Consider the following 15,154-nt stretch of genomic DNA (forward strand, 5'->3'; position numbering starts at 1 on the left):
CCGTTCACAGCGTGCTGTCGTCCCCGTGGCTGCGGACGATCTCCTTGACCTTGGCCATGGCGAACCCCCAGCCCTGCTCGACGGTCGGCTTGGCCGGTACCGCGATCTCGTCCGGGTTGGTGAGCACGTCGAGCAGGACCGGCCCGGGGGTGTCGAAGGCCCGGCGTACGGCCTTCTCCAGTTCGGCCGGGTCGGTCACGCGGATGCCGGGGATGCCCATGGCCGTGGCGACGGCGGCGAAGTCGGGGTTGTCCAGGACGGTGCCGAACTCGGGGAGCCCGGCCTGTTCCTGTTCCAGCTTGACCATGCCGAGGCGGCGGTTGTCGAAGACGACGAGCTTCACGGGCAGGTTGTGCGTCTTCAGTGTCATGAGGTCGCCGAGGAGCATGCTCAGCCCGCCGTCCCCGCAGAAGGCCACGACCTGCCGCTCACGGTCCAGGCTCTGCGCTCCCAGCGCCTGGGGCATGGCGTTGGCCATCGAGCCGAGGTTGTAGGAGCCGATGAGCTGCCGTTCGCCCCGCATCTCGACGAAACGCGAGAGCCACACCGTCGCCATACCGGTGTCGGAGGTGAAGACGGCGTCGTCGTCGGCCAGCCGGTCCACCACGGCCGCCAGCGCCTCCGGCCGGATGTCGTGGGTGCGGTTGTCGAGCGAGGAGCGGACGCGGCCGATCAGGCCCTTGTCGTGTGCCGGGTCGGCCAGCCGCGCCTGGCTCTCACGCCACTGCTGGAAACGCTCGCGTGCCTTGTCGAGGTGCGAGCGGTCCCGCGCGCCTTCCGTGCCGGCGGGAGCGGCGGCGAGGTGGGTGAGAAGGTCTCGGACGGTCACGCCGGTGTCGCCGACGAGGCCGACGTCGACGGGTACGCGCCGCCCGATGTGGGCCGCCTCGGTGTCCACCTGGATGACGGTCCTGCCCTCCGGATACCAGTCCCGGTAGGGGAAGTCGGTTCCCAGGAGCAGCAGGGTGTCGGCGTCGTGCAGGGCGGACGCGGCGGCCGGGTTGCCGATCAGCCCGGTCTGGCCGACCTGGAACGGGTTGGTGTCGCCCTCGAAGCCCTCCTTGGCCTTGAGGGTGAGCACCATCGGCGCGGCCAGCCGGTCGGCGAGGGTCAGGACATCCTGGCGCGCCCCGCGTGCGCCCCGACCGACGAGCAGCGTGACCCGTTCCGAGCCGTCCAGGAGTTCGGCCGCCCGGCGCACGCCGGACTCCTCCGGCCGGCTGAGCGGGGAGTTGAGGGAGAACCTGGTGGGGCGGTCCGTGGTGAGTTCGCGTTCACCGAGGTCGCCGGGCACGGTCAGGACGGCGACCCCCTTGCGGCCCAGGGCGTGGCGCACCGCCGTCTCGAGCATCTGCGGCAGCTGGTCGGGCGACGTGATGGTCGCGCGGAAGACGGCCACGTCGCTGAAGAGGGCGTCGTTGTCGACTTCCTGGAAGTAATCGGTGCCGAGTTCGGCGAGCGGTACCTGGCCGGCGATCGCCAGGACGGGCGTGTGGCTCTTGGCGGCGTCGTACAGGCCGTTGAGCAGGTGGACGGAACCGGGTCCGACCGTGCCCATGCAGACCCCGAGGGTGTCCGAGAGCTGCGACTGGGCGCTCGCGGCGAACGCCGCCGCCTCCTCGTGCCGGCAGCCCACCCACTCCAGGTCCTCGGTGGTGCGGATGGCGTCCGTCAGGGGATTGAGCGCGTCTCCCACCACGCCGAACACCTGGCGCACGCCGAGTTCGCTCAGTGCGTCCACGATGACGCGGGCGACGGTACGGGCCACTTGATTCCTCCAGGTCAGACGGTGAATCGGTCGGGGTCGGCGGCCTGCCAGTCGACCGCCCAGGCGGCAGGGGGCTCAGCGAGCAACTGCCCGGGGCGGAGCCACTCGTACAGTTCGTCGTAGGAGCGCTCGGTGTACGGGTCGATGCGCCGGCGGAGCATGTGCGGGCGCAGCTCGGCGGGGTCGGTGACGCCCATGGACGCCATGAGCTGGAGCGCGCCGGCCACGGTCGCCTCCTGGAAGCGCTGGACGCGCGGCGTCTTGTCCCGCACGTCGAGGGCGCGGGCGCGGCGGGGGTCCTGGGTGGTCACACCGGTGGGGCAGGTGTTCGTGTGGCACCGCTGGGCCTGGATGCAGCCGACGGCGAACATCATGGCCCGTGCCGCGTTGCCGTAGTCGGCTCCCTGCACCAGGCGTTTGACCAGGTCGGTACCCGTGGCGATCTTGCCGCTCGCCCCGATCCTGATGCGGTCGCGCAGGCCGGCGCCGACGAGGGCGTTGTGCACGGTGAGCAGGCCCTCGGTCAGCGGGGTTCCCATGTGGTCGGCGAACTCCAGGGGCGCGGCCCCGGTACCGCCCTCGCCGCCGTCCACGACGATGAAGTCGGGAGCCGTGCCCTCCTCCAGCATGGCCTTGCACACGGCCAGGAACTGCCGGCGGGAGCCCACGCACAGTTTGAACCCGGTGGGCTTGCCACCGGACAGCTCGCGCATCCGGGCGATGAAGCGGACGAGTTCACGCGGGGTGGAGAACACCCGGTGGTACGGCGGTGAGATCACCGTCCGCCCCTCGGGCACGTCCCGTACCTTCGCTATCTCGGCGTTGACCTTCGCGCCCGGCAGGACGCCGCCGATGCCCGGTTTGGCGCCCTGGGAGAGCTTCAGGGACACGCACTTGACGTGGTCGTGCGCGGCCTTGTCGGCGAACTCGGCGGGGTCGAAGTCACCGTCCTGGGTACGGCAGCCGAAGTAGCCGGTGCCTATCTCCCAGACCAGGTCGCCACCCGGCCGCAGGTGGTACTCCGACAGGCCGCCCTCACCGGTGTCGTGGGCGAAGCCCCCGGCCGCCGCGCCGCCGTTGAGCGCGAGGACGGCGTTGCCCGACAGCGAGCCGAAGCTCATCGCCGACACGTTGAGCAGTGCCATGTCGTAGGGGCGGGTGCAGTCGGGGCCGCCGACCCGCACCCGCAGGGGCGTCTTCGGCACCGGGCACGGGGCCATCGACGGCACGAGGAACTCGTAACCGGGCTCATAGACGTCCCGTTCGGTGCCGTACGGCTGCTCGGCGTCCGTGCCCTTCGCCCGCTCGTAGACGATGGTGCGGACGTCCCGGTCGAAGGGGCGTCCGTCGAAGTTGCGCTCGACGAAGTACTGCTGCAACTCCGGGCGGATCCGCTCCAGAAGGAAGCGGGCATGCCCCAGAACGGGATAGTTGCGCAGCACGGAATGCCGGCGCTGCACCAGGTCCGCCGTACCCAGCAGACCGAGCAGGACGAGCGGTACGGCGGCCACGCACCACCAGGGGGACAGGCCGACCGCCGCGACGGCCGCCACGATGCCGGCGACCAGGGTCAGGGCCACGATTGCCATACGAGTCACTTCTCGCTCCTTGCCCTGGGCCGCCCTTCCAGTCCTGCGGTTTCGTCAAGAAACCGGTAAAGGGCACCACAACGGAGGCGGTGGCGAGGCGCCGGACGGGGAGCGTCGCGGTGTCTGCGGCCCTGGGCGCTAGATGGTCCGGAAGGTCGGCCGGGACGCCGGGCAGCCGATCACGCAGACCCAGAGCCGGAACGGCAGCCCCCGGTGCCGCACCTCGGCCAGCACCCGCCCGCTTCCTCCCAGCGGGCGGGCGCAGACGGCACAGTCGATGGCCATCTGCTGGCGAGGCAGGAGCCGGGCGATGTCGGGGAAGGACGTGAGCGCTGTGACGGAACCGTTCACCCGGTGTACCCGCGCAGTCCTGCCCACACCTGTTCGCCGTGCGGGTGCCTTGTGCCCGGAGCGTCCTGGACGAGCCCGTGGCCGGTGTCGTCCGTGAGCGGCAAGCGCCGGAAGGTCCGGCCACCGGCGGTCCGGGAGCGGGCGCCGGAGGCGGTCCTGGCTGGAGTGGTGGAACTCGTCATCGATGTGGGGCCCTCGGCTGTCGGCAGGCGGTGGTCGGCTTGGCTGGTGTCGCCTCGGTGCGCCGGCGCGCGTTCACCGGATGTCACCGGTCCGTCCGAAGAGGCGTGGATCGCCGAGGCGCTGGTCGTAGACCGCTTGGCCGCCGGAGCCGAACTGTCCCGGCTCGGCCTGTCGGGTGAGGCCGGTGGTGGTCACGTCGTGCGGCGTCACCGGCCCGCGACCGGGAGAGCGGGCATCCCGCGGCCCGTGCTCGTCCCTGGCGAGGTCGCCGTACGCCGAGGGCGTACGGCCCTGTGGCGGTCGCCCGTCCGGCGCCTCCTCGGCGGGCGCCCTGGGAATCCGCAACCGGTGCCGGGGCAGCGTCCGCCGGGGCGGCCGCGTCAGGGTGATCTGCCGCACCACCTGCTGGAAGCAGGCCAGCGAGGCAAAACACGGCAGGGCGGCGGCCGCGATGCCGACGAGGTTTCTCGGCGCCTGCGCGACGCACAGCGCCATGGCGATGGCGGAGAAGACCAGGAGCATGGACCAGGAGTGCAAGGCGCGACGCTGGTGCAGCGCCGCCCGGAGGATGGACAGCGACGCCACCAGCCAGGGTCCGAACACCAGCAGAGGCCACCAGGAGACCACGCTGCTCTGCATCCGCGACACGGCCACCAACCGCAGCGGATCGTAGGCGATCAGGCCGCCGAAGATGCTCACGGCCGAGGCGATGGCGGTCACCAGGGCGGCGATGAAGCGGGTGGCGATCCTGATTCTGCTCGGACGCTGCCGTGTTCGCACCTTCCGGTGGCCCCGAGGAGGGGACTTCACCGGCGGCGGTTCCGCTGTGACGTCCATCAGGGTCTCGCCGGAGGACATCGGACCCGTACCGGCGAGGAAGTCCTCATGGCGTGCCGTCGGGATCCTCGACTGCTGGTCGATGGCGTCCCGCAGCATGAAGGCCAGTTCTTCCGCGGGGTCCCAGTTCGAATCGGGAGGAGTCAGGTTCGACGGGAATTCGTCGGCGGACGCCCGATGCCGTCCGCCGCTGTTCTGGAATCCGTCCGGATACTCGACGGGGGGCTCTGGATAATGCCCCATATGTTCACCGTACATGGCGCCGCCCGGTCATTCCGCCGGCACGCACGACCCGGTTTCCGGACTCGGCCAACGTCTCGACATGTCCGTTTCCAGGGAACTCATGGCGTCCATGAATTCCTGAAGGGTCCCCTCGATGACCTCGAGCGTGACGGGGAGGCCACCCTTCACCAGCACGCCCTTGGTGGACCCGGCCATGTTCGGTGCAGGCAGATACATGTAGGAGCCCAGCCGTGCGGGTCGCCTTACAGTCGAGTACGACCACCCTGGGGTGACTTCGAGTGCCCGTCCTCGGGTTGCCTTCGTCATATTGCAGATAACGCCGCCATTCGATGATGGATGCGGGGGCGAACGGGTGACACATTAGCCCGACTAGCACCTAGGTCAGGTATCGTCTGGACCTATATGAGGCTGTATTAATAACGACAAGCGCCCGCCGTCGAGCGGCGCTGACATCACCGGCCCGGCATTCCTCGCGGCCCATCGGAACGACGTTCCGCGGTCACCGTCCGGCGGTTGTTGTCGACAATGCCCAGGGAGACGGGCCCCTGCCCGGCAGCCTCCCGGAGCGCGCCGCGGTCGCGGCTACCGTGTCGTGCGGGCGGCCGAGGCCTGCCGCGTGTCCGCTCCGGAGTTGACGTGCCGCTGGGTGTCCTCGGGACCGTGCCAGTCCAGGCACACCACGGTGGCATCGTCCTCGAGCTGGCCACCGGCCGCGTCCAGGACCGCTGACGTCAGGATCAGCGCGACCTCCCGCGGGTGCAGATCCGAGGTCCTTTCCAGCAGGACAGCCAGGTCGACCTTCTCCCCGTGGTGTTCGAGCATGCCGTCGGTCAGCATGAGCAGACGGTCACCCGGGCGCAGATCGATGTCCTGGACGCGGTAGGGGTGGGGCACGCGCACGGACAGCCCGAAGGGATGGTCCACCTCGCAGGTGATCGTCTCCGCAGCGCCCTCGCGCATGCGCAGCGGCCAGGGGTGACCTGCGTTGACGAGCTGGGCCCGCCCGGTGCGCAGGTTGACGCGCAGCAACTGCCCGGTGGCGTGACCCCGGTTGTGGTCGGCCAGCGCCTTGTCGGCCAGGTGGGCCTGGTCGGCCAGTCCGGCTCCGGCGCGGCGGGCGCCGCGCAGGGCGCCAACCAGGACGGTGGCGGCCAGGGCGGCGTCGATGTCGTGGCCCATGGGATCGGTCACCGACACATGCAGGGTGTCGCGGTCCAGGGTGTAGTCGAAGGTGTCGCCGCTGAGGTTTTCGGAGGGCTCCAGGCTCCCGCACAGGGTGAACTGTGCGGCCTCGCACGACAGCGACGGGGGCAGCAGCTGGTACTGGATCTCCGCTGCCAGGGTGGGGGGCCGCGAGCGCTTGCCCCAGGTGTAGAAGTCGGTGAAGCGTCCGTTGGCGATCACCACGTAGGCCAGCACATGAGCCGCTTCCCCGACCTCTTCCAGGACACCTTCGCCGGGGGCATCCGGCAGGAGGAGTTCCAGCAGCCCGATGGCGTCTCCACGGTTGGTGACCGGCACGATCACCCGCTGCCCCTTGCCGGTCGGCTCCTGATACAGCCGCTGGGTACGGATCACCCGCTCGTAGACGCTGCCGATCAGGGGGATCCGCTCCGCTTCCCGCCCGCCCTCCGCTTTCCCGGCGGTGGACAGCCGGGCCACCGCCCTTCCCGTCAGGTCCGCGATGAGAAAAGACACGTGGGTGGCCCGGAAACGCCGCAGCAGATCCTGTGCGATGACGTCGACGGCCTCGACGGGCGCCGCCCTCTCAGCCGCCGTCAGCAGCCGGGGATATCCACTCTGCCCATCGCCCACGGCCGCGTTCCCTTCCGCCGGCCCCCTCACCAGCTTGGGAGCCGCCACGGTGAGCGTCAACCGGGCCGGTCACGGCGAGCGCTGCGGCTGCGGCTGCGGCCAATGGCGCAGGCGGGGCGGTCATCGTCGCGGGGACGGCCGGGACGGTCGCGGGTGCCGTCCACTGCCGTCGCGGCTCCGTGCGGAACGCTCGGAGGGGCCCCGGTGCCGTACCGGCACCGGGGCCCCGAAGGAAGTGCTACACCATCTGCCGACCCTGGTTCTGCGCCGGCCTTCTGTTTCCGCCGCCCCGGCCTGAATCCTGCCGGGGATGCGCGGATCGCGGACCTGTGACCGGAGACCACCTGCCTATCGATGTCCTGCGGTACCCGGACCCAGTGCTGCCGTCCGGGCGATCCTGATGGCGTTCAACTCCTCCGTTCTTCCCTCTGATCAATCACTTACCGAAGGGGTGCTGCGTACTGCTGGTACTGCCGTACTGCTCATGGCGGCCCCTGATCACCGCGGGCCACCCGGTCCGGCCGTCAGTCCCGTCGCCGTCCTGCAACCTCTGGCTCCGACACTCCACCGCCGCACCGCCCTGCGTACTGCGTGTACTGCTGCCCGGCAGTTCATCTCTGCCGGGCTCTTCTCGATCTCGGCTACGAGAGAAACCCTAACCGTACGACCGCCCGATGTCTACTTTCACCACTACAGATTTTCGGGTGTCCCGCAGCGAGGTAGTCGCCCACCGGCAGAACAGGGCGGCGAGACACAGAGCTGCCGGGCCACGGGCCGGACACAACCCGTCCCGTCCTGGAGCGGTACCGCTCAAGCAGTCGGCCGGCGGGCAAATACAATCGGCCTCATGTCGAAGCCTGACGAGTTGCTCGTAGACGTCGCCACCCTGGTGGAGTCCGGACGGAGCAATCAGATGTCCCTGACCGTGGTCGCCGGTGGCGCTGTCATCACCGGCCGGCTGGCTCCCGAAGCAGTGTGGCGGCAGAGGGTGTCGGATGTGCTGACCGATTCCGACCGCCTGGGCGAGTTCTCCGGCGTCTTCGGCCCACCCGAGAAGAAGGACGGGCCGCCTACGCATCTGCACTTCCACGTCGCCCGGATCCTGCAGGGCACGGTGGGCATCCCGGACTCGGGCGGGATGTACCGGGTGTCGATCGAGGACGTCAGCGCCTGGACGGTGGGCGACTTCAGCTATTCCGACCACTGAGCCCACAGCGACGGGAACCCGTCGCAAGCGGTGTGGGGCCGGCCGGCGCGCGTCGGCCGGCCCCACACCGGTGTCCAGATACCACTCTCCAACTGCCGGTTCACGTCGCCGGTTCCCTGCGGACAGAGCCTGCGGCCCTCACGTCGTCGTACGTCAGGAAACGGGGAACCAGGCCGACAGCCGCTCGGCGATGACCGGTACGTCGACGGCGTCCTGCGCGACTTCCTCCACGAACGGGCCGGCAACGGAGACGGGCGGCGGGGGTGTACCGGCGCTGAGCCCGTTGAGCCGCAGGAAGACGCGCATGGCGAGCCAGGCGGTGCGCTTGTTCCCGTCGATCAGCGCGCGATTGCGGGCAGCGGAGTGCAGCAGTGCCGCCGCCTTCTCGTGCAGCGTGGGATACAGCTCGGCTCCGAAAACGTCGGTCCGGGGCCGTTCGATCGCCGACACCAGAAGTCCCATGTCGATGGCGAGTTCCTGCTTGCTGCGGCCCTCCCGGCGAGCGCGCTCGGTGAGCTTCGCGTCAAGGTCGTCGGGGAGTCGGAGTGCCATCGCCATACAGCGATATACCGGTCTGGTATCTGGGTGGCGAGGAGATACCAGCCCGCTCGGGACCCGGCGCCGGCACCGCGTTGCCCGGCGGGCTTGCCCGGTCCGGGAGGGTGACTCGTACGGTCAGCGCGCAAGGACCTGGAGGAAGTCTCCGAGTGCGGTCGCGACGGCGCGGGGGGCTTCCACCGGGAGCAGATGGCCGGCGTCGGGGACGACGGTCAGGGTCGCGCACGGGATGTGCGGCAGGAGACACGCGCGCAGCACGCTCGGCGGTTCCACCACGTCGCGCTCCGCGGCCAGCACGGTCACCGGAACTGCGATACCGCCCACAGCGCGTGTGATGTCCTGCGCGATCCCGCGCAGTGGCCACTCCTGCCGGGCCTCGGGTCCGGCGGCGAGGCTGTCGCGCACCGCGGTGGCCCGCGCCGTCTCCGGCAGCGGTGCGGCGGTCAGGACCTGGCCGAGGGCGTGCCGCACCGTCTCGGGCGAGTCGTACGCGTGGGACAGTCCCCGCCGGTACTCCTCGGTCACCGTGGCGGGTGGCTCGGGCGGTGCGGGCGCGACGAGCACCATGCCGGCCAGGCCGGCCGGCCGGCGGGCCGCGACGAGCTGGCTCACCTTGCCGCCCATCGAGTGGCCGACGAGGACGTACGGCCCCGGCACGCACGCATCGACGACGCGAGTGAGGTCGTCGGCGAGCTGGTCGAGGTGGTAGGGGCCGGGCAGTGCCCGCGAGGCGCCCCAACCGCGTTGGTCGAAGCGGACTGTCGCCTGCTCGGGCGGCAGCTGACCGATCACATCGTTCCAGGTGTCGGCGGAGCCGCCCCAGTAGTGGACGAACACCAGCACCGGTCCGGTACTGCCGCCGACCCGTACGTCCAGGGCCCCGCCCGTCACCGGCACCAGCCTTGTCGTTTCCATCATCGCCCCACCTTCCACTCGGCTGCGTGAGGCGATCGGCGTCGCGCGGTCGCAGCCCTGAACGGGTAGCCTGACCTGCCTGTCAGGCGCGGGCACGACGGTAGGGCAGATACGGTCCGCGCTCCGGTGGAAAGGAGCACGGCGCTTGTGGAAAACGGACACCAGACGGTGCGACAGCTGCGCTACTCGCCCGCCGTCGGCTCATCCCACGGCGTGGAGGTCCTCGACTTCGCCGCGCTGCGCGCCATGGACACCCACCGCCGTCGCGTACTCCCCCAGCGCCCCGACTTCCACGTCCTCGCCCTGATCGCCTCCGGCACCGGCACCCACGAGGCGGACTTCCACATCTACCGGCTGGCGGAAGGCAGCGCCGTATGGATCCGGCCCGGCATGGTGCACCGCTGGAGCGACATCGACGCCTGCGACGGGCCGCTGGTCCTCTTCCGGCCGGGCTTCCTCTCCGGCCTCACCACCGCGGAGGCCACCGCCCCGGCGTGCTGGCACCTGGACCGGCAACGTCTGAGCCTGGCCCTGCCGGCGGCCGAACACCTCGGCCGCGAGCACGACACGGCAGCGCGCACCCCGCACCTGGCATCTCCCGCGCTGCTCTCCCACCTGCTGGCCGCGCTGGTCCTGCGCGTACTTCCCGACGCGCCCGCCCGAACCGGCGGAACCCCGGCCGCCAGCCGGTCCACGGACGTGTTCCGCGCCTACCGGGCCGCCGTAGAGGAACATTTCACCGACTGGCACCACGTGGCCGACTACGCGCGGGCACTCGGCTACGACGTGCGCACCCTCACCCGAGCGACACGCGCCGCCACCGGCACGGGCGCCAAGACCTTCCTCGACCAGCGCATCCTGCTGGAAGCCAGGAGGCTCCTCGCCCACACCGACCTGCCGGTCGCCGGCTGCGCCCGACGCCTCGGCTTCCGGGACGCCGGCAACTTCACCACCTTCTTCCGGCGTCAGACAGCCACGCCCCCCGCCGCTTGGCGCGCCGCCTACGGCGCCCCCGACACCCGCGGGGCCTGACCACTCCTCCCGATCACTCCGTCGGCGGTGCGGATGTCGAACTCGGCCACCTCATCGGCCGCCGTCTCTCCCGGGTTTCCAGGTGCCCACCGTGGCGGATCTCCTGCTTGCCGCACCCTTCGACGAGTGACGGACAGCCGTCCATGCGGAAGAATGCGCGCCTGTCGGCCGGCCGCTCACGGGGGTCGGCTCCTCCCGGGTGAAGAGGTTGATCAGGTCCTCCAGTGCGGGGGTGTCAGAGGCCTCCGCTTCGCCGACAGCGGCGTTGCGAGGGAACAGCGCTCGCTCGTACTCGGCCAGCGCCGCCTCGATGTCATCGGGGTGCGCGACAAGAGCCTTGCCCAGTTCCGCGCCGTCGAGCATGGCCAGGTTGGCGCCCTCGCCGTTCGGAGCCGAAAGATGGGCGGCATCACCGAGCAGGGTCACTCCCGGCACTCGGTCCCACCGGTGCCCGGCCGGCAGAGCGTAGAGGGGGCGCAGGACCGGTGCGGTGTCGCCGTCGGTGATCAGAGCGGTGAGTTCCGGCGCCCAGCCGACGAACTCCTGCGCGATCCGCGCGGTGGCCGCAGCGGAGTCGGTGAAGTCGATCGCGGCGAACCAGTCCTGCGGCTCGGACAGCCCCACATAGGCATGCAGGGTGTCGTCCCTTTCCCGGTGAGCGAAGATCTCCCTGCCCGGGGTGAGCGCGATCATCGACCCGCCACCGACCGCTTTCGCGGCGGCGGGGTGGCGGGTGTCGGCGTCGAAAAGGTAGGTCTCCACGACCGACTTGCCGATGTACTCGGGTATCGCGGTGGAAAGCAGCGGCCGGACCCGTGACCAGGCGCCGTCCGCGCCGACCAGCAGGCTGGTGACGACGGTGCTGCCGTCGGCGAACGTCACCTCGTGACGTCCCTCTCCGAGGGCGCGGATCCCGCTGGCCTTGTGCCCCCACTGGACGGTGCCGGCCGGCAGCGAGTCGAGCAGGATCCGTCGCAGCTCCCCTCGCATCACCTCGGGGCGTCCGCCCGTACCGTCGTCGCCCTGGTCGAGCCGGACGCTCCCGTCCCGTTCGAGGATCCGCATGGTCTGGCGGCCCTCCAGGACGATGCCGCGAAACTCGTTCATCAAGTCGGCCGTTCGCAGAGCCGGTTGGCCGTTGTAATCGTGGATGTCGAGCATGCCGCCCTGCGAACGCTCCGCCGGTGAGGTCTCCGCCTCGTAGACCGTGGCCGGGATGCCGTGAACGTGAAGGACACGGGCGAGCGTCAGTCCGCCGAGTCCGGCACCGATGATCGTGACGTGCGTGGTCATGGTGATTCCTTGCCTGTCGTAGCCCTGCCGGACGGGCATCCGGCACGATCTCCAGCAAGACTCCGGGCTTCCGCCGACAAGCAGCCGACATCTGACCGACAGCCCCGACAGGCAGCCGACATGGCACACACGAACCGCAGGTCAGGTACTTCTCCGGCCAGTTCAAGGATGGCGAGGCACTTCACGTGACGCGGCATCGGATTTCGGGGACATGGGATTCCGGACACCGCCTACCGGCCGTTTCGGCGGCCGATGCGAGCGAGCTCCGGTGCGCTGCCCGCCACCGTGTCCGTGTCGCCGTGAAGGAGGCGTACGGCAGACGGGAAGGCGGCGGGGCAGCCTCACGTCCGGCAACCGCGCAGCGCGGACCATCGCCCCCTGGGCACCCCCTCTGGTGCACCGCCCGGTTGCCCCGCAGTGGCTGTTCGCCGGGACGCTCGGGCAGGCCGGTCAGCCGCTGCCCGTCAACCCGCGCGGGCACGTCGGAGTCGGGCCGGCCGGCCCGCCGGTGACGGTCTGCCCGACCCTCTCGCCGAGGGCCACCACGACTCCTCCGGCGGTGCCCGCGGGCAGCCCCTGCCACAGTGCGCGTCTGAGCCTGTCCCGGCCGCCCGCCGGCACCGCCTTCACCCGCGCGGTCGAGGCCCCGCACAACGGCGGAACGCGCAACGCCCGGGGAAACCATCGGCCCGGTCGAAACACCGCCGCGTTGCGCTGCCGGGTCACTCGCCGCCGGTTGTCTTCTCGACCAGCGCGCTGTACGCCAGTTGCAGCGTGTCTGCCCCGGCCAGGGCGGTGAGCGCACCCATGGCGGTGCGGGTCGCACGCGGCCAGAGCAGTTGGCCGGCGGTCAGGGTCGAGGCCACCCAGACGCCCATGCAGAAGGGACAGGTGACCAGTTCCCCGACGGTGTGCCGGCCGTCCTCCGACTGCGCCTCCTCGTGCAGCTCCGCCGGGCCCTGCGGAGCGACGTACCTGGTGAAGGGGGCGCGCAGCGGGCTGGTGACCGATGCCTTGGTCAGCAGTCGGCTGAGCCGGAACGTGGCGACCGACGTCAGGACCACGTCCCACGGCTCGGGCCGGTCGGGCAGCGGGCGGCCGCGCAGCCGTACGGCGGTGGCCCAGGCCGTCGTGTAGGCGGCAAAGCCCGCCATGGCTGTGAGATAGCCGGCCAACGGCCGGTCGTGCCCTGCCGAGTAACCTCGTCCGGTGCGCCGGAGCAGCCCCTGCACACGTCGTGCGAGGCGGTTGTCAGCTGCCGTGTTCATGTGCTCCCGTTTCCATGCGTCGCCGCTCTGCCGGCAGGCCCGCCTCGTGGGAGCGGCCGGGGCGCAGGTCCGGTACCGCCGCCGACATCCAGCTGCCGATCGGCACCTGCGCCATCAGCGGACGCACCGGCTGCCCGGGGCACCTGCCGGGCAACAGGCGGCGGCCACCGCCGAGCGGCGGCGCCTGCACTCCCTTGCGGAGCGCGTCGATCACCGCGTCGGCCTCCCGCTCCAGCCGGTCCAGCAACCACGGGACGCGGCTCTGCCGCATCCGTGGGCGGCGTGGCGTTGTGCTCATGGTCGGCCGGGTCCCCGCCTGCGCGGACGGCAAACGGAGCGGGAGCCACCTGCCGTGGACCACGGTCAGCCGCCCGGCCGGAGCACCGCGCGCGTCCACCGGCACGGTGTGGGTCACGAGGTGGGACGTGCTCAGCTCTTCGGCCGCCCGCCGGTCGGGCGGCATCAGGATGCAGCACCGGCCGTGCGTGACCATGGCTCGACTTCGTGTTCATGGCGCTGGGTGCGGGCACCAGGTGGTCGCAGCGTCGATCTCGGCGCGATTCATACCCCCGAGAGCATCGATTCTTCGCCTACATCGCCGCGGTCGTCGCGGTGCTGATCGCCTCCATGGTGGTGGGACACGAGGACGGTCACGCCGACTACTTCCGGGCCGACAAGGCATGGCTGTACATCGTGATCCTCACCGTCGGCTGCATGATCAGCCGCGGCCTGGCCAAGTCCGGCAGCCGCGACCCCTACGACGAGTCCCGCTGAAGCTCCTTCGGTACGTGTCGGGCGGCCTTTTCACCACGTTGAAGAAGGTGTCGGGCCAGCTGACGTGCGGCCGGCGGGGTGGGCTGCCGGCATGCTCCGCGGGGGTGCCCCCGCTCCTGATGTGCGCCCAACGGCTCAATGCACGACCAGCGGAGTGGGCCTCGGTGCGTGTGAGACAGCGGCTTTCGTGGCACTCACCGGATGCGGCCGCCCGGCCTGACCGTGCGGCCCGACCAGAACGGGCAAGGAGTGTGCCGTCGCGGCCTCCGGATGGTCAGCCCAGGTCGCCACCGCCCGCGCCGACGCCCTCTGGGCACCCGGGCTGCACCCGTGGGACTGCGCCGCGGGAGTCCCGTCCACCCGGGGACCGAAGGGATGCGGAACGGTCGGCCGGACAGCGATGACGGCCGGTTCCGAGATCGCCGGGCGTCAGCGGAGTGCGGCGAAGACGGCTGCGGCTGCCGCACGGCGTGCAGAAATACCCGCGCGGCCATTGAGTGATTCCACTGAGAACGGTTAAGCCACGAGGATCTCGACAAAGATCGTCCCCGCCAACACCACATAAACGGAGCACGCAATATAGTTCAGCACGGCCGTCGCTTTTGTCGAGTCGACAAGGCGCGCATGAAAGAATCCCGACAGTACTCCGATGCTTCCATAAAGAACCACCTCCATCAGAATGTCAATCGCACCAAGCATTGCCATCTGCAGTCCAAGATTCTCCGCGCTGCCCAAAAACTGCGGGAGTATCGCAAGGAAAAAGAGAATGATCTTCGGGTTCGTCACGCTGACGAGTACGCCTCGCAGATACCATCTACCTGTCGTGATATCGCTATGACCACTGATCGCACGACGCGCATGGCGCATTGTTACGTACGCCAACCACAGTAGATATGCTGCACCCAAAATTCTCACTGCATCGAGTACTGCCGGGTGCGATTGGGCGATCTTTCCTATCCCGGCAACGACAGCGGCCGCGTAGAGGCTCATGCCTGTCGCGATGCCGAGGATGGCTTTCAGCGCGGACCGGCGACCGCCTTCAAGACCCACTGCGAGCATGTAGGCCATATCAGGCCCGGGCGGACCGAGAAAGAGCATGATCACTGCGATGTAGCTGGGCAGTACCGTTAAATCCACCATCGTCAATGACCCCCGGCCCTGGCGTGGTGTGCGGGAGTTCCGCAGTGCTGACAGCGATCACTCCGCGCCGGGCTGCCACAGCCGGCGGCCGGGCACCCGATGCTGACCTTGGAGGGTGTCATGAGATCTCCGAGTCGAGGTAGAACCACGTAAGACGGTTCTACCATGTCTGGACTTCGGG

The 15,154-nt window shown here is 70.1% G+C and carries 14 protein-coding genes; 3 read left to right on the forward strand and 11 right to left on the reverse strand.

Annotated features, from left to right (window positions below; all coding sequences use genetic code 11):
* Positions 1–4 precede the first annotated feature (4 nt).
* The 5 genes from ABZ117_RS04160 to ABZ117_RS04180 all read right to left on the reverse strand — a co-directional run bounded on the left by ABZ117_RS04160 (position 5) and on the right by ABZ117_RS04180 (position 6,786).
* On the reverse strand, positions 5–1,768 hold the full coding sequence (locus ABZ117_RS04160) for a thiamine pyrophosphate-dependent enzyme (protein WP_356817178.1): 1,764 nt from the start codon (positions 1,766–1,768) through the stop codon (positions 5–7).
* A 14-nt stretch (positions 1,769–1,782) separates the two neighbouring features.
* Positions 1,783–3,366, reverse strand: coding sequence for an FMN-binding glutamate synthase family protein (locus ABZ117_RS04165; RefSeq protein ID WP_356817180.1), 1,584 nt, complete (start codon positions 3,364–3,366; stop codon positions 1,783–1,785).
* Between the two features lie 129 nt (positions 3,367–3,495).
* On the reverse strand, positions 3,496–3,708 hold the full coding sequence (locus tag ABZ117_RS04170; protein ID WP_356817181.1) for a hypothetical protein: 213 nt from the start codon (positions 3,706–3,708) through the stop codon (positions 3,496–3,498).
* 255 nt (positions 3,709–3,963) lie between these two features.
* A complete protein-coding gene (locus ABZ117_RS04175) occupies positions 3,964–4,986 on the reverse strand; it encodes a DUF2637 domain-containing protein (protein WP_356817183.1) in 1,023 nt (340 codons plus the stop codon).
* Positions 4,987–5,553: 567 nt separating this feature from the next.
* Entirely contained in the window at positions 5,554–6,786 is a 1,233-nt protein-coding gene (locus ABZ117_RS04180; RefSeq protein ID WP_356817185.1) for a PP2C family protein-serine/threonine phosphatase, read from the reverse strand.
* Positions 6,787–7,633: 847 nt separating this feature from the next.
* On the opposite strand from ABZ117_RS04180, the gene ABZ117_RS04185 reads away from it, so the two are divergent.
* On the forward strand, positions 7,634–7,993 hold the full coding sequence (locus ABZ117_RS04185) for a hypothetical protein (RefSeq protein ID WP_356817186.1): 360 nt from the start codon (positions 7,634–7,636) through the stop codon (positions 7,991–7,993).
* A 153-nt stretch (positions 7,994–8,146) separates the two neighbouring features.
* Here the strand turns inward: ABZ117_RS04185 and ABZ117_RS04190 are convergent, their stop codons facing one another.
* Positions 8,147–8,545: a Fic family protein gene (locus ABZ117_RS04190; protein WP_356817188.1), complete on the reverse strand. Its 399-nt coding sequence runs from the start codon at positions 8,543–8,545 to the stop codon at positions 8,147–8,149.
* A gap of 123 nt (positions 8,546–8,668) precedes the next feature.
* Complete coding sequence (locus ABZ117_RS04195) at positions 8,669–9,466, reverse strand: alpha/beta hydrolase (RefSeq protein ID WP_356817189.1); 798 nt, start codon at positions 9,464–9,466, stop codon at positions 8,669–8,671.
* A gap of 147 nt (positions 9,467–9,613) precedes the next feature.
* On the opposite strand from ABZ117_RS04195, the gene ABZ117_RS04200 reads away from it, so the two are divergent.
* The gene (locus ABZ117_RS04200) at positions 9,614–10,498 is read left to right on the forward strand and encodes an AraC family transcriptional regulator (RefSeq protein WP_356817191.1); all 885 of its coding nucleotides are present in this window, start codon (positions 9,614–9,616) and stop codon (positions 10,496–10,498) included.
* A 51-nt stretch (positions 10,499–10,549) separates the two neighbouring features.
* On the opposite strand, the gene ABZ117_RS04205 is transcribed toward ABZ117_RS04200, so the two are convergent.
* The 3 genes from ABZ117_RS04205 to ABZ117_RS04215 form a co-directional block, all read right to left on the reverse strand.
* A complete protein-coding gene (locus ABZ117_RS04205) occupies positions 10,550–11,791 on the reverse strand; it encodes an NAD(P)/FAD-dependent oxidoreductase (protein ID WP_356817192.1) in 1,242 nt (413 codons plus the stop codon).
* 722 nt (positions 11,792–12,513) lie between these two features.
* Complete coding sequence (locus tag ABZ117_RS04210) at positions 12,514–12,945, reverse strand: DUF1360 domain-containing protein (RefSeq protein ID WP_356817194.1); 432 nt, start codon at positions 12,943–12,945, stop codon at positions 12,514–12,516.
* A 97-nt stretch (positions 12,946–13,042) separates the two neighbouring features.
* Positions 13,043–13,357: a hypothetical protein gene (locus tag ABZ117_RS04215; protein ID WP_356817196.1), complete on the reverse strand. Its 315-nt coding sequence runs from the start codon at positions 13,355–13,357 to the stop codon at positions 13,043–13,045.
* A gap of 212 nt (positions 13,358–13,569) precedes the next feature.
* Here ABZ117_RS04215 and ABZ117_RS04220 point away from each other — a divergent pair, with 212 nt between their 5' ends.
* Positions 13,570–13,833, forward strand: coding sequence for a hypothetical protein (locus tag ABZ117_RS04220; RefSeq protein ID WP_356817198.1), 264 nt, complete (start codon positions 13,570–13,572; stop codon positions 13,831–13,833).
* 516 nt (positions 13,834–14,349) lie between these two features.
* Here the strand turns inward: ABZ117_RS04220 and ABZ117_RS04225 are convergent.
* A complete protein-coding gene (locus ABZ117_RS04225; protein WP_356817402.1) occupies positions 14,350–14,973 on the reverse strand; it encodes a LysE family translocator in 624 nt (207 codons plus the stop codon).
* Positions 14,974–15,154: the final 181 nt, after the last annotated feature.

The sequence above is a fragment of the Streptomyces sp. NPDC006309 genome, from assembly GCF_040613095.1.
Classification (GTDB): Bacteria; Actinomycetota; Actinomycetes; order Streptomycetales; family Streptomycetaceae; genus Streptomyces.